Consider the following 25,510-nt stretch of genomic DNA (forward strand, 5'->3'; position numbering starts at 1 on the left):
TAGGTTCATTCAATGAACCTAGAGTGGGTACGATGGGGTCATGGCTCTCGGCAAGGACTACGTCCACCAGCAGTGCTCCATCGCCCGCGCCCTGGAGGTCGTCGGCGAGCGCTGGACCCTCCTCGTCGTCCGCGACGCCTTCTACGGAGTCCGCCGCTACAACGACTTCCTCGTGCACCTCGGCGTCCCGCGCGCGGTCCTCGCCGCCCGCCTCCAGGCCCTCGTCGAGGCCGGCGTCCTCGATCGGCGGCGCTACCAGGAGTCGCCCCCGCGGGACGAGTACGTGCTCACCGAGCGCGGCCTCGCCCTCTGGCCCGTCCTGCGCTCGCTCGGCGCCTGGGGGCGGGCCGAGGTCCCCGGAGCCGTACCGGTGCGCCACTTCCACCACGCCGACTGCGGCACCGAACTCGGCTCGTACGGCGAATGCCCCGCCTGCCGCATCCCCGTGCCGCCCGCCGACGTCGAGATGCGGCCCGGCGCCGGGCTCGACCCGGACCCCGGCGACCCCGTCGGCCGCGCCCTGCTCCGGCCCCGTCGGCTCCTCGTCCCGGTCGGGCGCGAAGATGTGTCCGAAGCCGGGAACTCCTGATCCGGCCGGGACGTCTTCAGGGTGGGAAAGGCTCAATGGTCACAGAAACCGTGACGGTAAGGGGTGGTGAGATGACGGTCAGGGGGTACCTCCTGCGCGTGCTCGCGCCCGTCTTCCTGCTTCTCGCCCTCGCCGGCCTCCTCCTCTCCGACGGCGAGGGCCTCGCCGCCGTCGTCCTCACCGCGACCAGCGTCGTCTGCGCCCTCATGGGCGCCCCTGTGGCCCCCGCCGTCCCCGCCACCCGCGTCCGCACGGCGATACGCGACCGTGAGCGGCGGACCGCCTTCCTGCCCCAGCGCGATCCCGACGCCGCAGGCCGCCGCAGACCCCGAGCTCCCGGCCGTCCCCTCCCGACGGCCGCGTAGGGAGCCCACGCCGGAGCCCCCGGAGACGGGGAGCGCCCGCACATCCAGAGGTCCTCACGCGGATCCGTCATGCCGAGACCCGAATCTCTCCCGGCACGACGAGACCCCACGGAGGGCTCCCCCTTGTCCGTCTTCGCTTCCCTGGTCGAGCGGCTCGCCGACCTGCTCCAGCCGCTCTTCGCCACCACCGCCACGGCCGCCGCGATCGTCCTCTTCACGATGCTCGTACGCCTCGCGGTCCACCCGCTCTCCCGGGCCTCGGCCCGCGGCCAGAAGGCCCGCACCCGTATCGCCCCGCAGCTCGCCGCCCTCCGCAAGAAGCACGCCAAGAACCCCGAGCGCCTCAAGAAGGCGATGCTGGAGCTCCATGCCAAGGAGAAGGTCTCGCCCTTCGCCGGGATCCTGCCCAGCCTCCTCCAGGCGCCCGCGTTCTTCCTGATGTACCACCTGTTCTCCGGCGACCGGATGGCCGGGCACACGCTGTTCGCCGCCCCGCTCGGCGACCACTGGGCAGACGCGCTGGCCCACGGCGGCGTGTTCGGCCCGGCGGGACGGGTCTATCTCGTCCTGTTCGCGCTCGTCACCGCCGTGGCCGTCTTCACCTACCGCCGCACAAGGCGGCAGCTCGCCGCCCAGCCCCTCGACCTGGGGCAGCCCACGCCCGGCGCGGGCGCGATCACCAAGGTGATGCCGCTGCTCTCCTTCGCCACCCTGATCACGGTCGCCGTCGTCCCCCTCGCCGCCGCCCTCTACGTCGTCACCAGCACCGCCTGGACCGCCGTCGAGCGGGCCTACCTCTTCCGGGAGGAGAAGGAATCGACGGGCGGGAAGGAGGAGCCGCCGGTGGGTGGGAAGGAGGAGCCGCCGGTGGGTGGGAAGGAGGAGCCGCCGGCCGGTGAGGGGGAGCCGCCGGTGAGTGGGAAGCGGAAGCCCCCGGTGGCCGGGAAGCGGAAGCCGCCGGCGGGCGGGAAGGGGAAGCCGGCGGGCGGGAAGAAGGGGGCGGCGGGCAGGAAGCGGGCTTCCGGCGCCGTTGCTACTCGCGCGTAAGGGTCCAGTGCGTGAACGGGGTCTTGCAGAGTGACCCGATGTCTTGGAGGATCGACCAATCCTCCGATGGCCGCACTCCATCGGCCGGGGCACCTCAGGGCCCTTCCCGGGCCCACCTCGACCACAGGGAGAAGACCATGAAGCTGCTGCGTGTAGGCCCGCCGGGAGCCGAGCGTCCTGCCCTGCTCGACCAGGACGGCACCCTCCGCGACCTGTCCGCGCTGGTCGACGACATCGACGGCGCTCTCCTCTCCGACGCCGCCACGCTCGACCGCGTCCGGGGTGCGGCCGCCGCCGGCGTGCTGCCCGCGCTCGACGCGACCGGGCTGCGCATCGGCCCTCCGGTCGCCCGCGTCGGCAAGGTCGTGTGCATCGGGTTGAACTACCACGGTCACGCCGCCGAGACCGGCCAGGCCACCCCGGCCGAGCCCGTCGTCTTCCTCAAAGCCGCCGACACCGTCGTCGGCCCGGACGACACCGTGCTCGTACCGCGCGGCTCGGTCAAGACGGACTGGGAGGTGGAGCTCGCCATCGTCATCGGCCGCACCGCCCGCTACCTGGAGACCGACGAGCAGGCCCTCGCGCACGTCGCCGGCTACGCGGTCGCCCACGACGTCTCCGAGCGCGAGTTCCAGATCGAGCGCGGCGGCACCTGGGACAAGGGCAAGAACTGCGAGACCTTCAACCCCCTCGGCCCCTGGCTCGTCACCGCCGACGAGGTGCCCGACCCGCAGGCCCTCGGCCTCCGCCTCTGGGTCAACGGCGAGCTCAAGCAGGACGGTCACACCTCCGACCAGATCTTCCCGGTCGCGGAGGTCGTCCGGTACGTCAGCCGGTTCATGACCCTCTACCCGGGCGACATCATCAACACCGGCACCCCCGCCGGAGTCGCCATGGGGCAGCCGGAGCCCAAGCCGTACCTGCGCCCCGGTGACGTCGTCGAGCTGGAGGTCGACGGGCTCGGCCGGCAGCGCCAGGAGCTCAAGGGCGCCTGACGGCGGCAGCGTCACGCCGGCTCCTGACGGTGGCAGCACCGCGCTCGCGTGAACTGTGAAGCGTGAACATGCAGCGTGAAGCGTGAAATTGGCGGCGTCCCGCGTGGGGCGTCGCTATTTTCATAGGCTTTTTTGCATATTGCCCCTTATGGAACGAAACACGAACGAGCGAGGGCCTTCCCGGAGGCGCCTCGCCGCCATCGCCGCGGCCACGGTCGGCGCCACCGCCCTGGTCGGCGCGCTGGCCGTCAACGGCTTCGCCGATCCCCTGCCGGGCGGCCTCGGCCCCTGCAAGCCGGGCAAGTGCCCGCCCAGCGGCTACCCCGAGATCAACAGCGGCGCCGTCATCTACCGCGACAACAACATCAACATCTTCGTCGGCGGCGACTTCCTCGTCCGCGAGGCCGCCGCCGAGGCCGAGGGCAAGATCGTCGTACTCGGCGGCTTCGACCAGAACAAGCGGGCCGGAGTCTCGAGCGTCTACAACGTCGGCATCGTGGGCGCGGGCTCGCGCATCCCGCCCGACAACGGCACCGAGTTCCTCACGGTCGGCAAGGACCTCACGGTGGCTGCCGGGCAGAGCCTGCTCGCCGAGGAGGGCACGGTCAAGGGAGTCGTCGAGTACGGGGGCGTGCTCTCCGGGACGGTGGTCCCCACCGCGGTCCACGACGCCGCGGCAGCGGCCCAGTACACGGCCCTGCGGGGGCAGCTCACCGACGCCAGCCAGTGCTACGCGTACGTCGGCGGCGCCCCCCGGACTCCGACCGGAACCGCCGAGAACAAGGGCTACGAGACCGTCTTCACGGGTGACGGCAACTCGCCCCTCCAGGTCTTCAACGTCGACTTCGACCTGGAGTCGGCGAGCGAAGGGGCGCAGGACATCCGCTTCGTGAACATCCCGGCCGGTGCGACGGTCCTGGTCAACGTCCTCGGAGCCGACCGCACCGTCGACACCAACATCAACCAGCTGCCCGGGGGGCTGCGGGAGCGCGTCCTCTGGAACTTCCCGGACGCGGCGACGGTCAAGTTCGAGGGCGGGGCGCAGTTCGCGGGCAGTGTGCTCATCGGCAACCAGGCCAGCACGACGACGGTCACGATGCCGGGCACGAACGGCCGCTTCTTCACCACCGGGAACCTGACGCACGCCTCGGAGCCGACGGGCGGCGGCGGCCAGGAGATGCATGCCTATCCGTTCAACGGCGACCTGCCGGCCTGCGGGGAGCCCACGCCCAGTCCCACGCCGACCCCGACGGATCCGACGCCCACGCCGACGGATCCGACGCCGACCCCGACGGATCCGACGCCCACGCCGACCGACCCGACGCCCACGCCGACGGATCCGACGCCGACCCCGACGGATCCGACGCCCACGCCGACCGACCCGACGCCCACGCCGACGGATCCGACGCCGACCCCGACGGATCCGACGCCCACGCCGACGGATCCGACGCCGACCCCGACGGATCCGACGCCCACGCCGACGGATCCGACGCCGACCCCGACGGATCCGACGCCCACGCCGACGGATCCCACTCCCACGCCGACCGACCCGACGCCGACTCCCACCGACCCCACGACCACCGGCGGGAACTCGGGCGGTCACACGACGGGCGGGAACTCGGGCGGTCACACGACGGGCGGCGGTGACACCGGGGGCTACGGCGACGACACCGGTGGCTACGGCGACACCGGCGGCAACCACGGCCCGCACGGCGAAATGCCCGAGACCGGTGCCGGGACCGGGCAGATCGTCATGGGCGCCGCCGCGGTGGGACTCGCCCTGGGCGGCGGGATCCTCGTGACGGTCAGCCGTCGCCGGAGGCGTACGAACTGAGCAGCCGTTCCAGTGCCTCGACGACCAGCGCGTGGTCCTCGGCCTGCGGAAGGCCGGAGACCGTGACCGAGCCGATCACCCCCGCGCCCTCGACCGCGACCGGGAACGAACCGCCGTGGGCGGCGTACCGGTCGGGGTCGAGGCGCGAGGACGCCTCGAAGGTCGTCCCCTTGGCGCGGAACCGCGCGCCGATCAGGAACGAGCTCGCGCCGTACCGCTCGACGACCCGCCGCTTCCGGTCGATCCACGCGTCGTTGTCCGCGCTGGACCCCGGCAGCGCGCTGTGGAACAGCTGCTGCGCGCCGCGCCGGATGTCGATCGCGACGGGGGCGCGGCGCTCCCTCGCCATGCCGACGAGGAGCGTCCCGAGCGTCCAGGCGTCGTCGTACGTGAAGCGGGGGAGGACCAGGCGGGCCTCCTGCGCCTCCAGCGCGCCGACCTCATCCACCTCATCCACCTCATCCACCTCATCCACCTCATCGACCTCGGCGTCCCCGCCGACCTGGCCGAACTCGTCGACGTCATCGGCCTCGTCGGGGGCGGCGGAACCTGCGGGCGTGCTCACAGCTTCACCGTGACGCCCTCGCGGGCCGACCGCTTCGCCGCCTCCAGCACGTCGAGCGCGGCGGCCGCCTCGTGCGCGGTGACCGGGTTCTCGCCGGTGCCGCGGAGGGCGGCGGCGACGGCCGCGTAGTACGCCGGATAGGCGCCGGGCAGCGACGGGACCGGGGTGCCGCCGCCGGTCGCCGGGGACTCCCCGGAGCCGAGCCGGCCCCACAGCTCCTCCGGCTCGACGCCCCAGACCGTGCCCGGCACGGGCCGCAGGCCCTCGCGCAGGGCGGCCTCCTGGGGGTCGAGCCCGTACTTCACGAAGCCCGCGCGCTGCCCGAGCACCCGGAAGCGGGGGCCGAGCTGGGCGGTGGTGGCGCTGACGTACAGGTGGGAGCGGACTCCGCCGGCGTGCGTGATCGCGAGGAAGGTGTCGTCGTCGGCGGCGGCGCCGGGGCGGCGAACGTCCGACTCGGCGTACACCGAGACCGCCGGGCCGAAGAGCACGAGCGCCTGGTCGACGACGTGGCTGCCCAGGTCGAAGAGCAGGCCGCCGATCTCCTCGGGGGCGCCGGACTCCCGCCAGCCGCCCTTGAGCTGTGGCCGCCAGCGCTCGAAGCGGGACTCGAAGCGCTGGACCTCGCCGAGCGCGTCCTCGTCGAGGAGGCTGCGGAGGGTCAGGAAGTCGTTGTCCCAGCGGCGGTTCTGGAAGACCGAGAGCAGCAGGCCCCGCTCCTCGGCGAGGGCGGCGAGGCCGCGCGCCTCGGCGGCGGTCCCGGCGAGCGGCTTGTCGACGACGACCGGGAGGCCGGCCTCCAGGGCGGCCGTGGCGACCGCGACGTGCGTCTTGTTCGGGGAGGCGACGACGATCAGGTCGAGCTCGTCCGCCCCCTGCGTCCACAGCTCCTCGGGGGAGGCCACGACCCGCACGCCGGGGTGCGCGGCGCGGGCCTCGGCGGCGCGCTCCGGGTTGCCGGTGGTGACGGCGGCGAGGACGAGGTCCTCGGAGGCGGCGATCAGCGGGGCGTGGAAGACGGAGCCCGCGAGGCCGTAGCCGACGAGTCCGACGCGGAGGGGGGCGCTCGGGGTGCGGGGGTCGGTGTCGGTGCCAGTCATGCACCTCACTTAAGCAACGCTGTTGCCAAAGTGCAAGCGGCCGCGACAATGGGGGCGTGAAGACGGAGCAGATGTATGCGAAGGGCCTTGGCGGCGTGAACGTACCGGCGCTGCGCAGCCACAACTCGGCGCTCGTGCTCGACCTCCTGCGCACCGCGGGGGAGACCGGGATCAGCCGCCTGGAGCTGGCCGAGAGGACCGGCCTCACCCCGCAGGCGGTCAGCAAGATCACTGCCCGGCTCCGGGCCGAGGGCCTCGCGGCGGAGGCGGGCCGCCGCGCCTCGACGGGCGGCAAGCCCCGCACGGTCCTGCGTCTGGTGCCATCCGCCGGGTACGCGGTCGGCGTCCACCTCGACCGCGACGAGCTGACGACCCTCCTGACGGACCTCGCGGGCACGGTCGTGGCCCTGCGCCGCCGCCCGGCCGACCTGGGGGCGGGGGCGGGTCCGGTCATGGACGCGGTGACGGAGGAGGTACGGGCGCTGCTCGCGGAAGGGGAGGTGGGGGGCGCCGGGCCGATCGGCGCGGGGGAGTCCACCGGCCCCCGCGCCGGTCTCGTCCTGGGCGCCGACCGCGAGTCCGCGCCCGGCCCCGGCTCCGGTCCCGTCCCGGGCGCCGACCGCGAGTCCGCGCCCGGCCCCGCGCCCGGCCCCGGCTCCGGTCCCGTCCCGGGCGCCGACCGCGAGTCCGCGCCCGGCCCCGCGCCCGGCCCCGGCTCCGGTCCCGTCCCGGGCGCCGACCGCGAGTCCGCGCCCGGCCCCGCACCCGGCCCCGCGCCCGGCCCCGCACCCGGCCCCGCGCCCGGCCCCGCGCCCGGCCCGGCACCCGGCTCGGCACCCGGCCACCGCTCCGGTCCCGTCCTGGGCGTCGGTCTCGCCATGCCCGGGCCCCTGGACCACCGCGCCGGCATGCCCGGCCGTGTGACCGGCTTCCCCTCCTGGGAGGGGTATCCGGTACGGGACGACCTGGCCCGGCGTCTCGGGCTGCCCGTCGTCCTCGACAAGGACACGAACGCGGCCGCCCTCGGTCTCGCCCTGCGCCCCGAGGCCCCCGGCTCCTTCGCCTACGTCCATCTCGGTACGGGGCTGGGCGCCGGCCTCGTCCTCGGGGGCGCGCCGCTGCGCGGCGACAGGACCGGGGCGGGCGAGCTCGGCCACCAGACCGTCCAGCTCGACGGCCCCCCGTGCGACTGCGGAGGGCGCGGCTGCCTGGAGGTCCTCTGCCTGGCGGCGGTCGCGCGCGGCGAACTCCCCGAAGCCGCGCGGATCCTCGGCGCGGGCGCGGCCAACCTCGTACGGCTCCTCGACATCGACCAGGTCCTGCTGGGCGGGCGAGTGGTGCTCGGTGCGCCGGAGGTGTTCGCCGACGGGGCAAGGGAGGTCCTCGCCGAGCTCGGGCTCCCGACGCCGGTCGACGTGGCCACGGCCCCGCAGGCGGTGGCGGTGGGAGCGGCATGGCTCGCTCTCGCTCCTATCTTCGGACAATAGGCTGATCGGGCGGATTGCTCGGGCCGTACGAGGGCGCGAACGGTGTCGCTGACCGGACCGCCCGCCCGGGCGTGGCAGCGTCGCGGCCGACCCGTACGCCCGCGAGCAGCAAAGGCAGCCGCCCCATGGCATCCGCCCCCCTGCGCCAGCGCAGCGCCCTCGTCGTCACCGCGACGGTCACCGCGACCGCCGCCGTGACCGCGACCGTGACCGCGACGGTGGCCCTCGCCCTCTCGGCCCCCGCACTCGCGGCCCCGGCGCCGGCGGCCCACGCTCCGAAGGCGTCCGCTCCGGGGGCCTCCGTCCCTCGGGCCCCTGCCTCCGTGCCGCTCGCCCCCGCGCCCCCGGCCCCCGACGCCCCGGCGTTCAACGCCCCCGAAATCCCCGCCCCCGACCCGCCCGTCCCCTCCTGCGGCAACGCCCCCGACGGCGGATTCCCGCTCGCGACCCGGATCAACGGCGGCCCCGACGACTACCCCGCAGGCGGCCCCCTCCAGGCCTGGAGGCTCGACCTCACGAACGACACCGACGCGTCCTGCACCGGCGTCCACCCCGTCCTCGTCCTCACCGACCGGGACCGCGCGCTCCAACCGGCCCAGATCCGCTTCGAGTTCTACGACGAGGGGTCGGCCCGCTGGCGCCCCGTGGCCTTCGAGACGACCGAAGCAGCCGAGAACGTGGGGGTGTTCACCGACTTCGGCGGCTTCGCGATCCCCGCGGGCCGGACCCTCACCGTCCCCGTGCGGCTCGCGTTCCGCGCGGACACCGCCCCCGACGAGGTCGCCGTGAGCGCGGCCGTCGTCCAGCGCCGGGGCGCCGACGGCGACTGGGTCGGCGCGTCCGACGAGTACCGCCTGACCGTCGGCCCCGCCGTGCCCGACGCGTCCGGCACGCCCGAGCCGCGGGGCGACGCGGCCGACCCGCCGGCCAAGCCTCCCGCGAAGCCCGAGCCCCCCAGGCCCCCGGAGGGCGCGGAGGGCGCCGATCCGAGTCGCGAACTGGCTCACACGGGAGGGGAGTCCGGCCGGGAAGGCGCCATCCTCCTCGGCTCCTTCGCCGCCGCGCTGGCCCTGCTCGGTGCCACCCTCGTCCGCACCGCCCGCCGCCTGACCCCACGCACTGCCCGCCGGGAGTGACCCCACGCCCAGCCCTCCGACCGGCCCAGCCCTCCGACCGGCCCAGCCCTCCGACCGGCCCCGGCGTCCGACCGGCCCCGCCGTCCGACCGGCCCCGCCGTCCGACCGGTGCCGCCCTCCGACCGGTGCCGCCCTCCGATCGGCCCCGCGCGCCGCCCGGCGGAGACCCGGCGGCGGCTCCCGCCGCCCCCGGCACCTCCGAGCCACGTTCCGTACACCTCCCCGTTCATCACCGTCTGCGACGATCCCTCCGTGAACTACCAGACCGCCCCCGCCGACCCCGGCGCCCCCGTCCGCTCCGGAGTGCCCGAGCACGGCAGGGTCCCCAAGTACTACGCCGTGAAGGCGAAACTCACCCTGCTCGTCGAAGAGTTGGGTGAAGGCGGGCTGCTGCCCACCGAGCGCGACCTCGCCGTCCGGTACGAGGTGTCCCGCGAGACCCTTCGCCAGGCGCTGCGCGAACTGCTCCTGGAGGGCCGGGTGCGCCGCCAGGGCCGGGGCACGGTCGTCGCGGGTCCCAAGCTCGAACAGCCCCTCTCGCTCGCCAGCTACACGGAGGGCGTCCGCCGGCAGGGCCGCCGCCCCGGCCGGAGCCTGATCTCCCTCGACCGCTTCCCCTGCCCGGAGGCGCTCGCGCCGGAGGTCGGCGCCGAACGGGGCGAGCCTGTCTGGCACATGGAGCGGGTGCTGCTCGCCGACGACGAGCGGGTCGGCCTGGAGAGCACGTACGTCTCCGAGGCCCGCGCCCCGCGCCTGGACGCCGACTTCGACCCGGACTCCTCCTTCTACGCCTACCTCCACGACCACCTCGGCGTGACCTTCGGCGACGCCGACGAACGCATCGAGACCGTGCTCGCGACCCCGCGCGAGGCCCTGCTCATCGGCACGCCCCCGGCGCTGCCGATGCTGCTGCTCCACCGCGTCTCGCGCGACACCTCTGGCCGCCCCCTGGAGCGGGTCCGCACGCTCTACCGCGGCGACCGGTTCAGCTTCACCGCGCACCTGGGCCGCCAGGGCTGACCCGGAGGTGCAGCCGGACGGCCGGCGCCGCTTCATAACAGAGAGATAACGGGTCTGGTCCAAGCTTGTCGGGCCGTTCACCGTCCCGTCGCCCACCGGATCCGTCCGGGCCACCCGCTCCCACGACCGTTTCGGCCATGAAGGTGATCGTCGTAGGAGCCGGCGTGGTGGGAACCATGCACGCCTGGCACGCAGTGGAACGCGGCCATGAGGTCGTACACATCGAGCGCGAGGCCGAGGCGCGCGGAGCGTCCCTCCGTAACTTCGGCCAGATCTGGGTGAGCGGCCGCGCCGGCGGGGAGGAGCTCGACACCGCCCTGCGCGCCCGCGACCTGTGGGAGGGCATCGGCGCCCGGGTTCCCGGGCTCGGCTTCCGGGCCATCGGCTCCCTCACGCCCGTACGCAACGACCTGGAACTGGCCGTCGCCGAGGCCGCCCTCGCGCGGCCCGACGCAGCCGCCCGCGGCTACAAGCTGCTGACGGCGGACGAGGCCCGCGCGGTCAACCCCGCCCTGCGCGGGGAGTTCGAGGCGGCCCTCTGGTGCGAGCGGGACGCCGCCGTCGAGCCGCGCCTCGCCCAGCTCGCCCTCCGCGAGGCCCTGGTCGCCACCGGGAAGTACACCTTCCTGCCCGACCGCGAGGTCCGGGACGTCGTCGGCAGGGGTGCCGTCCGCGACGACCGGGGCGAGACGCACACGGGCGACGCCGTCGTCCTGTGCACCGGCGCCTGGCTCTCCGGACTCGTCCGCGAGGTCGCCGGCGAGATACCCGTCCGCCGGGTCCGGCTCCAGATGATGCAGACCGAGCCCCTCGGCGAGCCGCTCACCACCTCCGTCGCCGACGCCGACTCCTTCCGCTACTACCCGGCGTACGCGTCCCCCGCCCTTGACGCCCTCAACGCCGGTCAGGCACAGGACCCGACCGGCGCCGCGCACAAGATGCAGCTCCTGATGGTGCAGCGGCTCGACGGCGGACTGACCATCGGCGACACCCACGAGTACGAGCACCCCTTCGCCTTCGACACCCTCGAAGACCCCTACGAGCACCTCACCCGTGTCGTCGAGTCCTTCCTCGGCCGCCCGCTGCCGAAGATCAGGCGCCGCTGGGCCGGGGTGTACGCACAGTGCGTCGACACCAGCCGGGTCGTGCACCGCCAGCGGGTCGCCGACGACGTGTGGCTGGTGACGGGACCCGGCGGGCGCGGCATGACCTGCTCGCCCGCCATCGCCGAGACGACCGCGAACGAACTGGGCTGGTGAACGGGATGACCAAGACCTCGAAGACCTCGAAGACCTCGATGGCCCCGAAGGACTCGAAGCCTGCGAAGGCCCGAAAGACCTCGAAGACCCTCCGGGCCCCCATGGACCTCGTCGTCCTCGACATGGCGGGCACGACCGTAGCCGACGACGGCCTCGTCGAGCGGGCCTTCACGGCCGCCGCCGAACGCCTCGGCGAGGACCCCGGCACCATGATCGACTACGTTCGCGCCACCATGGGCGAGTCCAAGATCTCCGTCTTCCGCCACCTCTTCGGCGGCGACGAGAACCGCGCCCGGCAGGCCAACCTCGCCTTCGAGGAGGCGTACGGAGAGCTCGTCTCCGGCGGCCTGATCGCACCGGTGCCCGGCGCGGCCGAGGCCGTCGCCACGCTGAAGGACCAGGGCAGGACCGTCGTCCTCACCACCGGCTTCGCCCGCGTCACCCAGGACGCCATCCTCGACGCCCTCGGCTGGCGCGACCTCGTCGGCCTGACCCTCTGCCCGGCCGACGCCGGTGGCCGGGGCCGCCCCTACCCGGACATGGTCCTCGCGGCCCTCCTCCGTACGGGCGCGGTCGACGACGTCCGCCACATCGCGGTCGCGGGCGACACCTCGTACGACATGCTCAGCGGCTCCCGCGCGGGCGCCGGGATCGTGGCGGGAGTCCTCACGGGCGCCCACGGGGAGGCGGCGCTCACGGAACACGGCGCCACCCACGTCCTCGCCTCGATCGCCGAACTCCCGGCGCTCATCACGGAGTACGAGGCATGAACAGCGGCATCCGCTTCGACGGCGTCTCCGTCGCGTACGGCGGGACCACCGTCCTGGACCACCTCGACCTGACCGTTGAACCCGGCGAGGTCATGGCCCTCCTCGGGCCCTCCGGATCCGGCAAGACGACCGCGCTGCGAGCCGTCGCCGGCTTCGTGCGCCCGGCCTCCGGGCGGGTCCTCATCGGCGGCCAGGACGTCACCGCCCTCCCGCCGTACAAGCGGGGCATCGGCATGGTCGTCCAGCAGTACGCCCTCTTCCCGCACCTGCGCGTCGACGCCAACGTCGCCTTCGGCCTCAAGGCGCAGAAGGCGCCCAAGGCCGAGATTCCCGCCCGGGTCGCCGAGGCCCTGGAGATGACGGGCATGGCCGCGTACGCGCGCCGGTACCCCCGCGAGCTCTCCGGGGGCCAGCAGCAGCGCGTCGCCATCGCCCGCGCCCTCGCGATCCGGCCGCGCGTCCTCCTCCTCGACGAACCGCTCTCCGCCCTCGACGCTCAGCTCCGCTCCGGGATGCTCGCCGAACTGGCCAGATTGCACCGCGAGTTGCCGGACGTCTCGATCCTGTACGTCACCCACGACCAGGTCGAGGCGCTCACGCTGGCCGACCGGATCGCCGTCATGGACAAGGCCCGGCTCCAGGACTGCGGCACCCCGCAGGACCTGTACCGCCGTCCGCGTACGGAGTTCACGGCGTCGTTCGTCGGGAACGCCAACCTGCTGCCCGTGACGGTCGGCGCGCGCGGTGTCGCCTTCGCGGGTACCGACCTGGAGGTGGCCACCGAGGACGTGGCCCCCGGCTCGGGCGCCACCCTCTGCGTACGGCCCCACCTGGTCGGACTCGGCGAGGGCCCGAACGCGCTCCGGGGGCGCGTCGCCGAGGTCCAGTGGCGCGGCTCCACCCACCGGCTGTACGTCGAGGTCGGCGGCCACCGCGTGAAGGCGGACGTGCGCGAGCTCCGGGAGACGCCGGCGCTCGGGGCCGAGGTCACGCTGCACTTCGCGCCCGAGGACGCGGTGCTGCTGGGGTCGGGGGTGTCGGATGGCTAGCGCGGTCAGCGCCGCGGCCCCGGCCGGACGCCCGCCCGCGACGAGGCGCGCCACCCCCACCTGGGTCTGGGCCCTGCCGCCCGTCGCCGTCCTCGCGCTGGTCTTCCTCTACCCCCTCGCCCTCGTCGTCCAGGAGTCCCTGGCCCCCGGGGCCTACGCCGGCGTCCTCGCCTCCGAGTCGTTCCGCGACGCGCTCGTCACCACCGTGTGGCTGGCCGTCGCCTCCACGGCCGGCTGTCTGGTCCTCGGCTTCGCGCTCGCGCTCGTGATCGCCTTCGTGCCCTTCCCCGGCGGTCGGGCGGTGGCGAAGTTCATCGACGTCTTCCTCTCCTTCCCGTCCTTCCTGATCACGCTCGCCCTGCTGTTCCTCTACGGCACCGTCGGCATGGCCAACGGGGTCTGGACGGACGTCACCGGCGACGCGGCGGGCCCCTTCCGGTTCCTGACGACCCCCTGGGGCGTCCTCCTCGCCGAGATCACGTACTTCACGCCCTTCGTGATGCGCCCGCTCCTCGCCGCGTTCTCCCAGCTGGAGACCGCCCAGCTGGAGGTGGCGTCCTCCCTCGGCGCCCGGCCCCTGCGGATCGTCCGGCAGGTGATCCTGCCCGAAGCGCTGCCCGCGCTCGCCTCCGGCGGCAGCCTCGTCCTCGTCATGTGTCTCAACGAGTTCGGGATCGTCCTCTTCACCGGCGCCAAGGGCGTCACGACCCTCCCGATGCTCGTCTACGGCAAGGCGATCCTCGAATCCGACTACGCCGCCGCCTGCGTCGTCGCCGTCGTGAACGTCGCACTCTCCGTGGGCCTCTACGTCCTCTACCGGGGGGTGAGCCGCCGTGCTGGTGCATAGCCGTACGGGCAGGTGGACGGCGTGGGCGCTGTTCGCGGTCCTCTTCGTCCCGCTCTTCGCCCTGCCCCTGCTCGTCATCGTCGCCGCCTCGTTCTCCACGCACTGGTCCGGCGCCTTCCCCTCCGGCCCCACCACCGCCCACTACGCGGCGGCCGTGCGCGGGGAGTCCCTCCGGGCGCTCACGACGAGCCTGGTCACCGCCGTCACCGCGAGCCTGGTCGCGCTGACCCTCGGGACCTGGGCGGCGCTCGCCTCCGCCGCGCTGGGCAGGCGGGGCCGCCGGATCCTCGACGCCCTCTTCATGCTGCCGGTCGCCGTGCCGTCGGTCGTCGTCGGACTGGCCGTCCTCGTGGCCTTCTCGCAGCCGCCGGTGCTCCTCAACGGCACGCGCTGGATCGTGATCCTCGCGCACACCGTGCTCGTCACGGCCTTCGCCCACCAGTCGGTGTCGGCGGCGATCCGCCGCCTCGACCCGATGTACGAGCAGGCGGCGGCCAGTCTCGGCGCCCGCCCCGCGTACGTCCTGCTCCGGGTGCGGCTCCCGCTCCTGCTGCCGTCCCTGAACGCGGCGGCCGGGCTCTGCTTCGCCCTCTCCATGGGCGAGCTGAGCGCCACGATGATGCTCTACCCGCCGGACTGGCTGCCGCTCCCGGTGCTCATCTTCACGGCCACCGACCGGGGTTCGCTCTTCACCGGCTCGGCGCTCGCCGTGATCCTCATGGCCGCGACCCTGCTGGCCCTGCTCGCCGTCTCCCACATCCGCACCAGAGCCTCCTTCCGCTAACCGGCCATCCGTACCGGTGGCCGCATCCGTCATCAGGAGAGAACGACGCCATGCTTACGCACGCCAAGCCGATCGCCGCCGTCACCGGCGCCCTCGCCCTCGCCGCCACCCTCACCGCCTGCGGCGGATCCTCCTCCGCCTCCGACGCGAAGACCGTCACCGTGTACAGCGCCGACGGCCTCAAGGGCGAGGCGGGCGACGGCTGGTACGACAAGGTCTTCAAGGACTTCGAGAAGCAGACCGGCATCAAGGTCGAGTACGTCGAGGGCGGCTCCGGCGAGATGGTGCAGCGCGCCCTCCGCGAGAAGAGCAACACCCAGGCCGACGTCATCGTGACCCTGCCGCCCTTCATCCAGCAGGCCGACTCCAAGGGCCTCCTCCAGGCGTACGCGCCCAAGGGCTCCGACCAGGTCGGCGGCGGCGACAAGTCCGGCGACGGCAAGTGGACCTCGGTCGTCAACAACTACTTCGGCTTCATCCACAACAAGAAGGAGCTGCCGGCCGCCCCCGAGAGCTGGGAGGAGCTCCTCGACGCGAAGTTCAAGAACAGGCTCCAGTACTCGACCCCCGGCGTCGCGGGCGACGGCACCGCCGTCCTCATCAAGGCCATGCACGACTTCGGCGGCCAGGAGCCGGCCATGGAGTACCTCAAGAAGCTCCAGGCCAACAACGTCGGCCCCTCGTCCTCCACCTCCAAGCTCGCCCCGAAGGTCGACAAGGGCGAGCTGCTCGTCGCCAACGGCGACGTCCAGATGAACTACGCCCAGGCCCGCTCGATGCCCAACCTCGGCATCTGGTTCCCCGCCAAGGAAGGCGGCAGGCCCACGACCTTCGCCCTGCCGTACGCCGCCGGTCTGGTCGACAAGGCCCCGCACGCCGACAACGGCAGGAAGCTCCTCGACTTCATGCTGAGCGAGCAGGCCCAGCGCGAGGTCAGCGCGATCGGCGGCGGCTTCCCGGCCCGCAAGGACGTCAAGCCCACCGACGCCAACGCCATCGAACTGTCCAAGCTCCTCGAAGGCGTCGAGATCTTCGAGCCCGACTGGTCCGACATCGACAAGAACCTCAAGACGTACGTCGACGGGTGGAAGTCCGCGACCGGCAGCTAAGAGTTCACCGTACGACTCTGGAAAGCCCCCGAAGATCGCGGAAAGATAACGGGTACGAACCAACGCCCCTGGGAAATCAGGGGCGTTGGCGTGCGTCAGCGCCCGCACAGCCCCTTCGACGGAGGACTTCCTCATGCCGATCGACGGCATCTCCCGCATCTCCCGCCGCACCGTGCTCGCCGCCGCCGGCGCCACCGCGGCCGTCACCGCCACCGGTGCGCTCACCGCCCCCGCCGCCCACGCGGCCGGCACCGCCGCCCCCACGCTCCCCGACGGCACCAGCAAGGACAAGGTGCTCGTCGTCGGCATGGACGGCCTGCGGTACGACCGGATCGACGCGGCCAAGGCCCCGCACCTCAAGTCCCTGATGGCCAACGGCACGTTCGGCCGCTCCCTGCTCTACGCCAACCCGATGGCCGCGACCTCCTCCGGCCCCGGCTGGTCCACCATCTCCACCGGCGTCTGGCCCGACAAGCACGGCGTGAAGGACAACACCTTCACCGGCAAGAACTACGGCACCTACCCCGGCTTCCTGGCCCGGATGCACCAGATCCGCCCGCAGCTCTCGCTCTTCGCCGCCGTCGACTGGCCCGAGCTCGACACCCACGGCACCGTCACCCCCGGCGCCGACGCCAAGCTCGTCTACGACAACAACTACGTCGTCAACGACCTGGTGATCACCGAGGCGACGGAGGACGTCCTCCGCAACCAGAACCCCGACGTCCTCTTCGTCTACTTCGGCGAGACCGACGAGATCGGCCACAACCACGGCGCCGCGCACAGCAAGTACCTCGACGCCATCGACGTCCAGGACGCCTACCTGGGTCGCCTCCTCGCCGCGATCAAGGCCCGCCCGTCGTACGCCACCGAGCGCTGGACGGTCATCGTCACCACCGACCACGGCCACACCGACGGCGGCGGCCACGGCGGCTCCTCCATCGAGGAGCGCCGCACCTTCGTCCTCGCCCAGGGCCCGGGCATCGCCGCCGGCGCCCGCCCGATCGACACCCGCCTCGTCGACGTCGCCGCCACCGTCTTCCACCAGCTCGGCATCGTCCCCGACCCGTCCTGGGGCCTCGACGGCAAGCCGGTCCAGCAGCGCTCCACCGACCCCTTCGACGCGCTCTACGGATCGCTCTCCGGCCGCGTCGACGAGACCGGCATCCCCGCCGGGGTCCTCGGATTCACCCGTACCGCACCGAGCGGCTGGTCCGTCATCAACAACGCCATGGGCACGGGCGGCATGACCGAGTGGCGCGGCTGGTCCTTCGCCACCGACGAGTTCTGGTCCCGCGCCCAGCGCGACCAGTCCCGCGAGCTCAACGTCCGCGCCAGGGGCGTCTTCGCCGTCGCCGACTCCGACGAGTGGTCCGACAAGTCCTTCTCCGGTACGTACGACTCGACCCTGGTGACCCCCGCGTACGACGTCTCCGGCGCGACCCGGGCGACCCTCGACTTCACGACCTTCTACCGCCAGGAGGGCGGCCAGACCGCCCAGGTCCTGGCGAGCTTCAACGGCGGCACCCCGACGGTCGTCAGGAGCTACACCTCCGACGTCGTCTCCCGGCCCCAGTCGCTCACCGTGAACGTCCCCGCCGGGGCGTCCAGCGTGAGCTTCCGCTTCCGCTACACCGGCGCCAACAACTGGTACTGGACGATCGACGGCGTCGAGGTCACGGCGTCCTGAGCGGCGTCCTGAACGTCGCTCCGCGCCGCGTCCTGAGCGGCCTCCCGAGCGTCCTCACACTCGACGGGGTCAAGATCAGCACATCCTGACTACCCTGGAGGCGTCGCCACAGCGCTGTCGCGGCGCCCCCAGCACACCGCACGTCACGTGCGTGCATCTGTACGGCAGGAGTCCCGCACCCATGGCAGAGCGCAAGCCGATCGAATCCTGGCTGACCGACATGGACGGCGTCCTCATCCACGAGGGCGTCCCGATCCCCGGCGCCGACGCGTTCATCAAGAAGCTGCGGGAGACCGGTAAGCCCTTCCTGGTCCTCACGAACAACTCGATCTACACGGCCCGCGACCTGCACGCCCGCCTCGCCCGCATGGGCCTCGAAGTCCCCGTCGAGAACATCTGGACCTCGGCCCTCGCCACCGCCAAGTTCCTCGACGACCAGCGCCCGGGCGGCACCGCGTACGTCATCGGCGAGGCCGGCCTCACCACCGCGCTGCACGACATCGGCTACGTCCTCACCGACCACGACCCGGACTACGTGGTCCTCGGTGAGACCCGGACGTACTCCTTCGAGGCGATGACCAAGGCCGTCCGGCTCATCAACGCCGGCGCCCGCTTCATCTGCACCAACCCCGACGAGACCGGCCCCTCCCTGGAGGGCCCGCTCCCGGCCACCGGGTCCGTCGCCGCGCTCATCACGAAGGCCACCGGCAAGGAGCCGTACTTCGCCGGCAAGCCGAACCCGCTCATGATGCGCACCGGCCTGAACGCGATCGGCGCGCACTCCGAGTCCAGCGCGATGATCGGCGACCGGATGGACACCGACATCCTGGCCGGCCTGGAAGCGGGCATGCAGACCTTCCTCGTCCTGACGGGTCTGACCACCCAGGCCGAGATCGACCGCTTCCCGTTCCGCCCGTCCAAGATCGTCGACTCGATCGCGGACATCGTCGACCGCGTGTAGGGACGCCCTGCACGCCCCCTCCGCCGCCCCGCCGCCGCCTCCTGCGGATGCGAAGAGCGCCGATCCGGGTGACCCTGCCAGTACCAGGAGGTCACGATGCGTTCAGTTCCCATTGCTCTCCGTGCCGCAGGGGCGGCCGTGGTGCTCGTGCTGGCACCCATGGCCGGCGGCGCGTACGCCGACGGCGGGGTGAAGGCCACCGTCACCCCGTCCACGGCCTCGCCCGGCGCCGACATCGACGTCCGCGTCCAGGGCTGCAAGGGCACGACCGGTACCGCGAAGTCCCCGGCGTTCGTCGCCGACGTCGAGCTCACCGGCCGGGACGGCGGGGGCAACCCCCTGTTCGGGGACACCACGATCAAGTCCGGACTCGGGGACGGCACGTACAAGGTCACCGTGGTCTGCGACGGCCGCGACCACCGGGACGTCGGGACGGTGCACGTCACGCACCGGAAGCCGACCCACGAGCCCACGCACCGGCCGACCCACCACGCGACCCCGGTCGCCCCGGTCCGCGCGGGCGGCGGCGGGACCGCCGCCTTCGCCGCCCCGGCCGCCCCCGGAGTCGCCCAGACCACGACCGAGAGCGGCCTCGGCACCCCGTACACCCTGCTCGGCCTCGGCCTGGCGGCCGTCGCGGCCGTGGCGGTCGCCTTCCGCAGCTCCCGCCGCCAGGCCGCCGCCTCCGGTACGGGCACGGGGACCGGTACGGGCTCGGGTACGGGCTCGGACTGAGCATGTCGTCCGGAACCCGCCCGGCGGGCACCGGGCGACTCGTCACCGGCGTGGCCTGGGCGCTGCTGCTCCTCGGGCTCTGGCTCTGGGGCCGCGAGGTCACGGAGGGCCCCGGGGGCAGCTCGGCGCCCACCCACGGCGACATCGCCGCCGTGGGCCGGCCGCTCGGCATGGCGCTGCCCCCGGCCCACGAGCCGATCGCCCCCGCCGCACCCCGGCGCGTGGAGGTCCCCTCGCTCGGCATCGCCGCGCCCGTCGTCGCGCGCGGCCTGGACGCCACGGGCGCGATCGACCCGCCGCCCTTCGAGCAGCCGCACGCGGTGGGCTGGTTCGGCGCGGGCACCCGGCCGGGGGCGGCCGGGGCGGCCCTCCTCGTCGGCCACGTCGACACCGACACCCGCCCGGCGGTCTTCTACGGCCTGAGCGCGGCCCGCCCCGGCGCGAAGGTCCGGGTCACCCGGACGGACGGCACGGTCGCCGAGTTCACGGTCGACGACGTCCAGGTCTTCCCGCGCGGGGACTTCGACGCGAGCCGGGTCTACGGCCGCCGCGAACCCGGCCGCGCCGAGCTCCGCCTGATCACCTGCGGCGGCAGCTTCGACCGCGCGGCCGGCACGTACTCGGCGAACGTGGTCGTCTCGGCGTACCTCACGGGTGCGGTCACCCGAGTCCCCGGGTGACCCGCGCCGACCGGCGCCCGGCCGGTGGCTCGCGTCCCGCGGCGCCACCGGCCGGTCCGGTCCTCGACCGCGGGGCTCACGGGCGGCGGGAGGAGCCCGGTGCCGACCGCGGGAGGTCGGAGTTCCGGAAACTGTAGAGGCCCTGCCTCGCCCCGGCCCAGAGGGCTGTCGTGCCGGGATGACGCGGACAGGTCCGTACGTGTCGAGCGGCCCCGAATGTCCGCACGTCACCACCCGCCCCACACGTCGAACTTCCAGTGCCCGGAACCGGTGCAACCCGCCGGGCCGCGCGCTCGGCGTGCCGCCGACCCGCAGGACCGGGGACCCGCAGGACCGGGGACCCGCAGGTCCGGGGACCCGCCGGGCCGGGGACCCGCTGGACCGGGGACCCGCCGGGCCGGGGACCCGCTGGACCGGGGACCCGCAGCACCGGGGACCCGCTGGTCGCGGCGCACCTCTGGATCGAGCGGCCGGGCGAGTCGGACGGGGAGTGCCGGGGCGGCCCGCGGGCGGGGCGGTGCTCGACGCGTACGCGCGGGAACTGGCCGGGAGCGCCCGCTAGTTCGGACCGTTCCGAGGCCCCGGGAATGACCAAGGCCCCCTCACCGATGGTGAGGGGGCCTTGACTCTGCGTGCGCCGCCAGGGACTCGAACCCCGGACCCGCTGATTAAGAGTCAGCTGCTCTAACCAACTGAGCTAGCGGCGCCTGCTGACAGAGAGAACTCTACCCGACCTGGAGAGGTGCTCCTGACCAATATCGATCGCCTCCGGCCTGTCGGATGGTCGTACTGGCCCTTCAACCCGTCAAAATGCGATTTGTCCAGACAGTTGAGACACTGACGCCCGAAACGAGGGTCAAAAAGATCTTGACGAGTGTGGAGGGGAATCGCATGAGCGTGCCGGTCTTCGAGGAGTTCGAACCCGCGGCCGACTGCGGCTGCCCGGGCTGCGCCCAGCAGCGCCGCGGCCTCGCGCTTGGCCTGCCCGTGCGGGCGGGCGGCCACCCGGCCGCCCATGGCGCGCGCCGCGCGCTGGTGCTGGTGACGGCGGCGGGCGTGGTCCTCGGCGGGGGAGGGGCGGGAGCGGCGACGGCCCTCGCGCAGTCGGCGGAGCCGGTCGGTCCGACGGGCCCGTTCGCTCCGGCGGACGTGGTCCCGGGCCCGGAGGCGGGCGGGGGTGCGGAAATGGGCACGGCGGTCCTGCGGGAGGGGTCGGCCGTGACTCCCTGGCCGGGACCGGAGACTCCGCAGGGCGGGCGCGGTCCGCTCCACGGAGCGCCGGGCCCCGGCTCGCAGCCGACCACGACGCCGACCCCGCCCGCGGGAACGGGTGCCGGTACCGGCACCGGTACGACCCCGGCCTCGACGGCCGGTCAGATCGTGACGGGCACGCTGCGGCAGACGACCCGGGCCGAGATCATCAACCGGGCCAAGCTGTGGGTATCCGCCCAGGTCCCGTACTCCATGGAGAAGTACTGGTCGGACGGGTACCGCCAGGACTGCTCCGGCTACATCTCCATGGCCTGGAACCTGCGCAGCAACGAGTGGACCGGCAGCCTCGACCGCTTCGCCGAGCGGATCGACCGCACCGAGCTCCAGCCCGGCGACATCCTGCTGTTCCACAACCCGGCCAACCCGACGCGCGGCTCGCACGTCACGGTCTTCGGCGGCTGGACCGACTACACCCACACCTCGTACATCGCGTACGAGCAGACCAAGCCGCGCACGCGGAAGCAGGCGACGCCGATGGCGTACTGGGAGAACTCCGACCGGTACGTGGCCTACCGCTACAAGGGCGTGGTGAGCGGCGGCAGCGGGGGCGGCACGTCCGGCGGAGGGTCGACCGCGACGCCGAAGCCGGCGACGCCGTACCCGGGGGCGGGGATGTTCGGCCCGGGGGCCAACAACGCCTACGTCACCCAGCTCGGGAAGCTCCTGGTCGAGCGCGGCGGCAAGAAGTACTACAGCAAGGGTCCCGGCCCGAAGTGGGGCACGGCGGACCGGCGCGCGACCCAGGCGTTCCAGCTCGCGCAGGGCTGGAAGGGCAAGGACGCGGACGGCCTGCCCGGGCCGCAGACGTGGCAGCTCCTCGTGACCGGCGGGGGCAAGAGCATCGGCGGATCGGGTGGTTCGGGCGGTCCGAGCGCGAATGCGACGGGGTTCCCCGGGCGTGGCTACTTCCGTCCGGGCCAATCCAACGCATATGTGGAGAAGCTGGGCAAACAACTGGTGAAGCGGGGCTTCGGCAAGCACTACCTGTCGGGACCCGGTCCGCGCTGGACGGAGGCGGACCGCCGCAACGTCGAGGCGTTCCAGCGGGCTCAGGGCTGGCGCGGCGGAGCGGCCGACGGCTACCCGGGCCCGGAGACCTGGCGGCGCTTGTTCCGATGACCCCGAGAGCATGAGGTGGACCCGAATGACCGCATCGACCCCGACCCCCGCGGACTCCGGCGCGGCGGCCTCGCGTGACGCGGCCCGCACGGCCAGACGCCTGACGGACGGCACCCTCCCCCGCACGTCACCACCCCACGGCGGGGACCCGACACGGACACCCCCGACACCCTCGGACCGGGCGCCGGCGGGCCCCTCGGACGGGGCGGGGCCTGGCGCCTCGGACGGGGCGGCGGCGGGGGGCGCGGCCGGGCCTGAGGCCCAGCCCGCGGGTGGGGCTGCGCCCACGGCGGCGGCTCCGGCCGGGGCCGCGTCCGGGCCCTCGGCCGGGGCGGGCGCGACGTCCACGGCGTGGGCTCCGGATCCGTCGGCAGGCCCCGACGGGGCCCCGTCGGGGCCTGCGCCCGGGCTCGCGGCCACGCCCACAGCTTGGGCCTCGCCCCCGGGCCGGCCCGGGGGTGGACCTGCGGCCGAGGCCGGGCCTTCGGCTGGTGGTGGGGCGACGCCTGCGGGTTGGGCTTCGTCCCCGGACCGGTCCGGGGGTGGGCCTGTGGCCGAGGCCGGGCCTTCGGCTGGTGGTGGGGCGACGGCCACGGCTTGGGCCTTGACCCCGGACGGGGCCACGGCGCCGGCCCCGAACCGGGCTGCGCCCGGGGCTCCGGGCGGGGTTGCGCCTGCGGGCCGGGCTGCGGCTTCGCCCACGGACCGGGCTGCGCCCGGGGCTTCGTCCGGCGCGGCGGCCACACCGACGACCTGGGCCTCGGCCCCGGACCGGGCCACGGCCGGGACTTCGGCCGAGGCCTCGGCCGCACCCACCCACGGGGCTTCGCCCGCGTCCACGACCTCGTACGGGGCTCCGGACCCGGCCTTCGGCCGAGCTCCGGTCTCGGACCGCGCGCCGGTCGGGCCTGAGGCAGGGGCCGCGCCCCCGGCCTCGGCCGGGACTACGACCGGGTCTGCGCCCACGGCCACGGCCCCGGCCGGGACTTCGGCCGCACCGACGGCTTCGGCCACACGCACGGGTTCGCCCATGCCCCCGGCCTCCTACGGGGCCAGGCCCCCGGCCTCGGACCGACCGCCGGCTTCGGACCGACCGCCGGCTTCGGACCGACCGCCGGCTTCGGACCGAACCCCGGTCTCGGGCCGCCCCCCGGCCCCGGCCGGGACTACGACCGGGGCTGCACCCACGACCCCAGCCACCACCGGGACTCCGGCCGCACCCACGGCGTCGGCCACGCACATGGCTTCGCCGGCCTCCACGCCCCCGTACGGGCAGACGGCCCCGCCCTCGGGCCGAGCGTCGTCCACGCCCAAGCCCGCGACCGGGGCTTCGCCCGCCCACACGGCTCCCGCCGCAGCCACGCAAACGGCCACGCCCACGGCTCCACCGACGAGCACGTCGTCGGGCCGGTCCCCGGCGGGCGCACCGGCATCGGCCAGCGCAGCGGCCGCACCGGCATCACCCGCCACTACTGCCCCCGCCACTGCTGGACCCACCACGTCTGGCCCCGCGCCCGCCGAACCGTCCACCACCAACACGGCTTCAGCCCGGTCGGGCCCGGCCGCCGCTGCCGCCGCGCTTTCGGTTCCCGCGATCAGCGGTACGAAGTCGGGGGCGCCCGGCTCGGCCGCCCCGGCGCCGACCCGCGACGCCGGTTCGCCCTCGGGCGCGGAGGGGGCGAAGGCGTCCGCGCGCGACGGGGCCGCCCCGGCGGGCGAGCGGAGCGCGCCCGTGCCCCCGGACGCCACGAAGGTCTCCGCGGCCAAGGAGCGCGTCGACGTGCCCGACTTCGGGCGGATCACCGGTGCGCGGGTCGCCGCGCTCGCCGTGCCCGTCGCCGGGGTCGTACGGGTCGTGCGTCGGAAGAACGTGATCGGGGCCGAGACCACCGGCTCTATCCCCGTGCACCTGCTCTTCCGGGACGAGCCGGAGGGCGGCGCCCCCGGCGCGAAGGGGGACGACGGCGGTCCCGACACCGTCGCGATGGCCGCGCCCGCCGCCCCCGGGAAGAACGGCAAGGCCGCCATCCCGGCGCCCTTGAAGACGCAGCAACAGGGCCAGGGCCAGGCGCAGAAGGGCAAGGGGCAGCCTCCGGGCAAGGCCCGAGCCCAAGCCCAGGCCGAGGCCCCATCCCGGTCCCGACAGCAGTCCCGCGCCGCCAAGGCCCGCCCCGCCCCCACCGCCGATCCCGATCTCGTCGAACGGCCCGGTGCGGTGCTGCCCGGCTGGCTCGGCGTGGTCGGCGGTGCCCTCGCGCTCGCCGGGTGCGCGGCGGTCGTGTGGTGGGCCGGGGCCGTCCCCGCGGAGGCGGCGCGGATGCTGAGGCTGCCGGTCCGCCCGTACCACGGCATCCACCTCGGCCAGTGGGCGCTGCTCGCGCTCGGCGTGCTCGCCGCCCTCTTCGCGGTCGGCGGCCTCGGCCGCGGCCGGGTGGGCTACGCCTGGGTCCTGACCCTCTTCGGCGACTACCGCGGAACCGTCCGCCGGACGGGCCTGGTCTGGGTCAGCCCGCTCCTGCTCCGCCGCCGCGTCGACGTCCGGCTCCGGCACTGGCGCAGTGAGCCCCTGCCCGCCGTCGACGCGAAGGGCACGGCTCTGGACGTCGTCGTCCTCGTCGTCTGGCGGGTGCGGGACACCGTCCGCGCCGCACTGGGGGTGGACGGCCACGAGGAGTACCTCCGGGAGCAGGTGGAGGCGGCGATGGCCCGGGTGCTGTCGCAGCTTCCGGCGGACGCCTTCCACGAGGACGCCCCGACGCTCCGGGACGCGGAGGCGGTCGGCGAGGCGCTGACGCGGATGCTGTCGGCGGAGTGCGCCCCGGTCGGGGTCGACGTCTTCTCGGCGCAGCCGACGCGCATCGAGTACGCCCCCGAGATCGCGGCGGCGATGCAGCGGCGCCGGATCGCGGCGATCGACGCGAAGCACCGGGACAGCGTCCTGACGTCGGTGGTGGACGCGGTGGACGACGTGGTCCACCGGCTGACCAGTCGTGGTCTGGTGGAGCTGGACGACTACGAGCGCAAGGCGCTGGTCAAGGACCTGACGGTGGCGTTCTACACGGGGAGGACGGCGCCCGCCGAGGGGGTCTGAGGGGATGGA

Annotated in this window: 22 protein-coding genes, 1 tRNA gene and 1 pseudogene; 21 read left to right on the plus strand and 3 right to left on the minus strand. The window is 74.1% G+C overall.

Annotated features, from left to right (window positions below; genetic code table 11):
- Positions 1-40: 40 nt before the first annotated feature.
- From IE124_RS00660 to IE124_RS00680, 5 genes and pseudogenes are all read left to right on the plus strand, one after another.
- On the plus strand, positions 41-589 hold the full coding sequence (locus tag IE124_RS00660) for a winged helix-turn-helix transcriptional regulator (protein ID WP_189503669.1): 549 nt from the start codon (positions 41-43) through the stop codon (positions 587-589).
- A gap of 71 nt (positions 590-660) precedes the next feature.
- Positions 661-954, plus strand: a complete 294-nt coding sequence (locus IE124_RS00665; protein ID WP_189503671.1) for a DUF6412 domain-containing protein — start codon at positions 661-663, stop codon at positions 952-954.
- Between the two features lie 69 nt (positions 955-1,023).
- A pseudogene (locus IE124_RS00670) lies at positions 1,024-1,761 on the plus strand (YidC/Oxa1 family membrane protein insertase); the annotation flags it as partial.
- A 377-nt stretch (positions 1,762-2,138) separates the two neighbouring features.
- Positions 2,139-2,996, plus strand: a complete 858-nt coding sequence (locus IE124_RS00675; protein WP_189503673.1) for a fumarylacetoacetate hydrolase family protein — start codon at positions 2,139-2,141, stop codon at positions 2,994-2,996.
- A 148-nt stretch (positions 2,997-3,144) separates the two neighbouring features.
- Positions 3,145-4,830, plus strand: a complete 1,686-nt coding sequence (locus IE124_RS00680) for a choice-of-anchor A family protein (protein ID WP_189503676.1) — start codon at positions 3,145-3,147, stop codon at positions 4,828-4,830.
- Here the strand turns inward: IE124_RS00680 and IE124_RS00685 are convergent.
- Positions 4,802-5,287 (minus strand): heme-degrading domain-containing protein, encoded by a 486-nt coding sequence (locus IE124_RS00685; protein ID WP_370468725.1) that lies wholly within the window; start codon positions 5,285-5,287, stop codon positions 4,802-4,804. The genes IE124_RS00680 and IE124_RS00685 overlap by 29 nt on opposite strands.
- Before the next feature lie 104 nt (positions 5,288-5,391).
- Entirely contained in the window at positions 5,392-6,495 is a 1,104-nt protein-coding gene (locus tag IE124_RS00690; RefSeq protein WP_189503678.1) for a Gfo/Idh/MocA family oxidoreductase, read from the minus strand.
- A 71-nt stretch (positions 6,496-6,566) separates the two neighbouring features.
- On the opposite strand from IE124_RS00690, the gene IE124_RS00695 reads away from it, so the two are divergent.
- The 13 genes from IE124_RS00695 to IE124_RS00755 all read left to right on the plus strand — a co-directional run bounded on the left by IE124_RS00695 (position 6,567) and on the right by IE124_RS00755 (position 20,019).
- The gene (locus IE124_RS00695) at positions 6,567-7,982 is read left to right on the plus strand and encodes an ROK family transcriptional regulator (protein ID WP_189504686.1); all 1,416 of its coding nucleotides are present in this window, start codon (positions 6,567-6,569) and stop codon (positions 7,980-7,982) included.
- Positions 7,983-8,107: 125 nt separating this feature from the next.
- A complete protein-coding gene (locus IE124_RS00700) occupies positions 8,108-9,118 on the plus strand; it encodes a hypothetical protein (RefSeq protein ID WP_189503680.1) in 1,011 nt (336 codons plus the stop codon).
- A gap of 252 nt (positions 9,119-9,370) precedes the next feature.
- Positions 9,371-10,138, plus strand: a complete 768-nt coding sequence (locus tag IE124_RS00705; protein WP_189503682.1) for a GntR family transcriptional regulator — start codon at positions 9,371-9,373, stop codon at positions 10,136-10,138.
- A gap of 137 nt (positions 10,139-10,275) precedes the next feature.
- Positions 10,276-11,397 (plus strand): TIGR03364 family FAD-dependent oxidoreductase, encoded by a 1,122-nt coding sequence (locus tag IE124_RS00710; RefSeq protein ID WP_189503684.1) that lies wholly within the window; start codon positions 10,276-10,278, stop codon positions 11,395-11,397.
- Positions 11,398-11,498: 101 nt separating this feature from the next.
- On the plus strand, positions 11,499-12,167 hold the full coding sequence (locus tag IE124_RS00715) for a phosphonatase-like hydrolase (RefSeq protein WP_229832079.1): 669 nt from the start codon (positions 11,499-11,501) through the stop codon (positions 12,165-12,167).
- A complete protein-coding gene (locus IE124_RS00720; RefSeq protein ID WP_189503686.1) occupies positions 12,164-13,216 on the plus strand; it encodes an ABC transporter ATP-binding protein in 1,053 nt (350 codons plus the stop codon). The genes IE124_RS00715 and IE124_RS00720 overlap by 4 nt, the downstream gene beginning before the upstream one ends.
- Positions 13,209-14,063 (plus strand): 2-aminoethylphosphonate ABC transporter permease subunit, encoded by an 855-nt coding sequence (locus tag IE124_RS00725; protein ID WP_189503688.1) that lies wholly within the window; start codon positions 13,209-13,211, stop codon positions 14,061-14,063. Before IE124_RS00720 ends, IE124_RS00725 begins: the two co-directional genes overlap by 8 nt.
- Positions 14,050-14,847, plus strand: coding sequence for an ABC transporter permease (locus IE124_RS00730; RefSeq protein ID WP_189503690.1), 798 nt, complete (start codon positions 14,050-14,052; stop codon positions 14,845-14,847). Before IE124_RS00725 ends, IE124_RS00730 begins: the two co-directional genes overlap by 14 nt.
- 50 nt (positions 14,848-14,897) lie before the next feature.
- The gene (locus IE124_RS00735; RefSeq protein WP_189503693.1) at positions 14,898-15,956 is read left to right on the plus strand and encodes a 2-aminoethylphosphonate ABC transporter substrate-binding protein; all 1,059 of its coding nucleotides are present in this window, start codon (positions 14,898-14,900) and stop codon (positions 15,954-15,956) included.
- 133 nt (positions 15,957-16,089) lie between these two features.
- Complete coding sequence (locus tag IE124_RS00740) at positions 16,090-17,643, plus strand: alkaline phosphatase family protein (RefSeq protein ID WP_189503695.1); 1,554 nt, start codon at positions 16,090-16,092, stop codon at positions 17,641-17,643.
- Positions 17,644-17,824: 181 nt separating this feature from the next.
- Positions 17,825-18,604: an HAD-IIA family hydrolase gene (locus tag IE124_RS00745; RefSeq protein ID WP_189503697.1), complete on the plus strand. Its 780-nt coding sequence runs from the start codon at positions 17,825-17,827 to the stop codon at positions 18,602-18,604.
- A gap of 96 nt (positions 18,605-18,700) precedes the next feature.
- Positions 18,701-19,339 (plus strand): hypothetical protein, encoded by a 639-nt coding sequence (locus IE124_RS00750; RefSeq protein WP_189503700.1) that lies wholly within the window; start codon positions 18,701-18,703, stop codon positions 19,337-19,339.
- 2 nt (positions 19,340-19,341) lie between these two features.
- On the plus strand, positions 19,342-20,019 hold the full coding sequence (locus tag IE124_RS00755; protein ID WP_189503703.1) for a class F sortase: 678 nt from the start codon (positions 19,342-19,344) through the stop codon (positions 20,017-20,019).
- 633 nt (positions 20,020-20,652) lie between these two features.
- On the opposite strand, the gene IE124_RS00765 is transcribed toward IE124_RS00755, so the two are convergent.
- A tRNA-Lys gene (locus IE124_RS00765) sits at positions 20,653-20,726 on the minus strand.
- A gap of 184 nt (positions 20,727-20,910) precedes the next feature.
- On the opposite strand from IE124_RS00765, the gene IE124_RS00770 reads away from it, so the two are divergent.
- The 3 genes from IE124_RS00770 to IE124_RS00780 all read left to right on the plus strand — a co-directional run bounded on the left by IE124_RS00770 (position 20,911) and on the right by IE124_RS00780 (position 25,501).
- The gene (locus tag IE124_RS00770) at positions 20,911-22,410 is read left to right on the plus strand and encodes a peptidoglycan-binding protein (protein ID WP_189503708.1); all 1,500 of its coding nucleotides are present in this window, start codon (positions 20,911-20,913) and stop codon (positions 22,408-22,410) included.
- A gap of 429 nt (positions 22,411-22,839) precedes the next feature.
- Positions 22,840-23,322: a hypothetical protein gene (locus IE124_RS00775; protein WP_189503710.1), complete on the plus strand. Its 483-nt coding sequence runs from the start codon at positions 22,840-22,842 to the stop codon at positions 23,320-23,322.
- A gap of 118 nt (positions 23,323-23,440) precedes the next feature.
- On the plus strand, positions 23,441-25,501 hold the full coding sequence (locus IE124_RS00780; RefSeq protein ID WP_370468718.1) for an SPFH domain-containing protein: 2,061 nt from the start codon (positions 23,441-23,443) through the stop codon (positions 25,499-25,501).
- Positions 25,502-25,510: the final 9 nt, after the last annotated feature.

Source organism: Streptomyces narbonensis, assembly GCF_014649015.1.
GTDB lineage: Bacteria > Actinomycetota > Actinomycetes > Streptomycetales > Streptomycetaceae > Streptomyces > Streptomyces narbonensis.